This window comes from Nostoc sp. NMS4 (assembly GCF_017115095.1).
Taxonomy (GTDB): Bacteria; Cyanobacteriota; Cyanobacteriia; order Cyanobacteriales; family Nostocaceae; genus Nostoc.
The window spans coordinates 1-3,210 of sequence record NZ_JABXKI010000392.1 but is presented as its reverse complement, the minus strand read 5'-3'; the positions used below and the strand labels follow the sequence as shown (position 1 = coordinate 3,210).

The following is a 3,210-nucleotide window of genomic DNA, read 5'->3' as shown; positions in this document are numbered from 1 at the left end:
CTTGGCGGAAGCTCTTACAGGGAAGGCGGAAGCTGCTACAGACTGCGCGAAACACGGAAACGTCTTGGCGGAAGCTCTTACAGGGAAGGCGGAAGCTGCTACAGACTGCGCGAAACACTGAAACGTCAACCCTGGAGCAATATTTTTTGATGTATTAGGGACTTCCAAAAAATAAATTATCCAATCTTGCAGGGATTAACCAAGGTTTTACCCCACCCTAACCCTCCCCTTGCAAAGGGGAGGGAACTAGATTTCTTTTTTCCCTCGCCAGATAGTGAATTAATCTTTGAAGGTGTTACCTTGCAAAGGGGAGGGAACTAGATTTCTTTTTTCCCCCCAATACATCGGGGGGATTAAGGGGGGTAATTCGACTTGTGTGTATACTGTAGGACTAAAGGCTGGGAACCCATTCTGGGAGGCAGACTCCGCCTCCAGTAGCTTGACCAGAGGCTCTGCCTCTCGTAATACATTCCCAGCCTCCAGGCTGGGAACGAGGCAACACAAGACTTTGGGCTTATCTTAGTGCCATTCCTTCATTAAGATAGAATTGTTTCAATTGCGGGGATGAGAATATGAAGGTTTGGCTTGCCTGTTTTTTGGTGCTGTTTGCCTTGGCGGAACTGTTTGACTGGTTGCAAAAGTTTAATCTGCCATTACCTATCTATATTTTGGGTGGCGCTTTTTTAGCTGTTGCTTCTAACTATGATAAAATTGTTGGCTCCTATTATGCTGACTCAAGCATTGAAGCATCACTTGAACAACCTCAATTAGATTCACTAACTCCATTGACTAATCCGATTTCTTTCCCAATTGCCAGTCCGGTTGAAGATGTTCAAACATCTCAAACAGATGATTAGTGCTTGTCTGATTAGTTGACGCTGGGCGTAAACTTGCTTTCAAAGTAGGAATACGTCAAACTCTCTAAATAGCAAGTAAATTGCTACATTAATAAAAGCTTCAGGTTAACTAGCTTTTAACCTAGATTCCGAAAATTAACTTCTGCGTCTGCAACATCTACCCAATTCAGGCTACCGCCCCAACGCCGTGATTAGTGGACTATTAGAAAAACTCCGTGTCCCTTTTGTCAAAGTTCAGGATTCCCGCGAAACTTCTAAAAGCAAAAGCTGGCTGCAAATTATTTTTGTTACCAGTGTAGGAGTTACCGCCTTCATCTGGGGAATTCGAGAACTCAAGTGGTTACAGCCTTGGGAGTTAAGAGTTTATGACCAGATGTTGCGATCGCGTCCCGCAGAAGCACCCGATGGACGGATTTTACTAGTAAAAATTACTGATGAGGATCTGAAACGAGAGAAATGGCCTCTATCAGATCGGACAATTAATCAGCTATTAAAGAAAATAGAGTCTTATCAACCGCGAATTGTTGGTCTATATCTTTTCCGACCAGAAGATAATAATTTGGCAGCTAATCTCCCAAATCAAGATAACATTGTCAGCACTTGTTTGTTCAGCAGCTTAGGTAGAGATGAAATTCCACCACCGCCGAATATTCCTATAGATAATGTTGGGTTTAGCGATGTAGTTGCTGATAATGAAAACGACCAAATTATCCGCCGCACTTTGTTATTTGCTAACTCTACAGACAAGAAATGTACAACATCATTTGCATTTGGTGCATTAATTGCAATTAATTATCTGGAAAAACAAGGTATTGAATACGATTTTACTAAAAAAGGAGATTTTCTGTTAGGTAAAATCTTATTTTCGCCTTTACATCCTAATTCTGGTGGATACCAACATTTGGAGGCAGAGGGCTATCAAATATTATTAAATTACCGTCACCCCAACAGCTTCGCCGACCAAGTAACTCTTACACAAGTCCTCAATAGCCAAGTCAACCCTAGTTTATTTAAAGACCGTCTGGTAATTATTGGCGCTACAGCAACTAATCTCCCTCCAGGTGGCTTTTATACGCCCTACAGCGCTTTACCAGATCAACCAGCTAGAATGCCCGCTTTGTTGATTCATGCACAGATAGCAAGTCAACTCATCAGTACAGTGTTGGATGGGCGATCGCTAATTTGGTATTGGCCAAACTGGGTAGAACTTATTTGGGTGTGGGGCTGGTCGCTTTTAGGTGGTATTTTAGCATGGCGGTGGCAAAATCCGTTGCTGTTGCTAGTGATGGAAGCGACAACTCTACTTGGCTTAGTAGTAATCTGCGTTGCTTTGTTTTTACAAGCGGGATGGATACCGTTAATCCCTTCTGCCCTTGCTTTGGTGATTAGTAGTATCTGTGTAATTGCTTATACTAGCTACCAAAATCAGCAGCGAACTCAGGTGATTATTTTGCAAGTTGAAAAACAACAAGAAGCGATCGCGCAATTAAATGTACTCTTAGAAGACAAAACAGCAATTCCCGACTCATCTGTTGATTTTCTTCCCCCAATTGATTCACCAGAAATAAAATCAGGTGATTTGCTTTTGAGTGGACGCTACAAAATCTCTAAAACTCTCGGTGCTGGTGGATTTGGTCGGACTTATTTAGCACAGGATACTCAACGACCAGGTAATCCAATTTGTGTTGTTAAAAAGTTAATGCCAGCCCGTCAAGATACACGCTTTTTACAAGTTGCACGCAGGTTATTTCATAGTGAAGCTGAAATATTAGAATCTTTGGGTAAACATCATCAAATTCCCGAACTTCTTGCTTATTTTGAAGATAACCACGAATTCTATTTAATTCAACAATATATTGAGGGACATACCCTAAGCGAAGAATTACCACCTGTGCAGAATGTGCAAAATGAATCATTTGTGATGGAGATGCTCAAAGAAGTTTTAGAAATTCTAGAATTTGTTCACCAGCATCGAGTGATTCATCGAGATATCAAACCGACTAATATTATTAGATGCACTCAAGATAATCGGCTAGTATTGATTGACTTTGGGGCTGTGAAATTGATGCAACCGTCAAGTAGTGATAAAACAGAATTAGCCACAGTAGCCATCGGGACACGGGGTTATGCGCCTCCAGAACAATTTGCCGGTCATCCCCGCTTATGCAGTGACATTTATGCTTTAGGGATGATTGCTATTCAAGCGATAACTGGGATACCACCGCAAGAACTTCACCCAGATATAGAAACGGGGAATGTGATGTGGCGGCAAACGGTGCAAGTGAGTGAAGAATTAGCGGCAATTTTAGATAAAATGGTTTGTTATCATTTTAGCGATCGCTATCAATCAGCC

General features: G+C 41.8%; 2 protein-coding genes. Both read left to right on the top strand.

Annotated elements, in window-relative coordinates; translation table 11 throughout:
* The first annotated feature begins 572 nt into the window (after positions 1–572).
* Positions 573–857 (top strand): hypothetical protein, encoded by a 285-nt coding sequence (locus HWQ37_RS32295; RefSeq protein ID WP_292755133.1) that lies wholly within the window; start codon positions 573–575, stop codon positions 855–857.
* 187 nt (positions 858–1,044) lie between these two features.
* Positions 1,045–3,210 (top strand): CHASE2 domain-containing protein (locus tag HWQ37_RS32290; protein WP_292755130.1); only part of this gene is annotated, 2,166 nt, incomplete at its 3' end.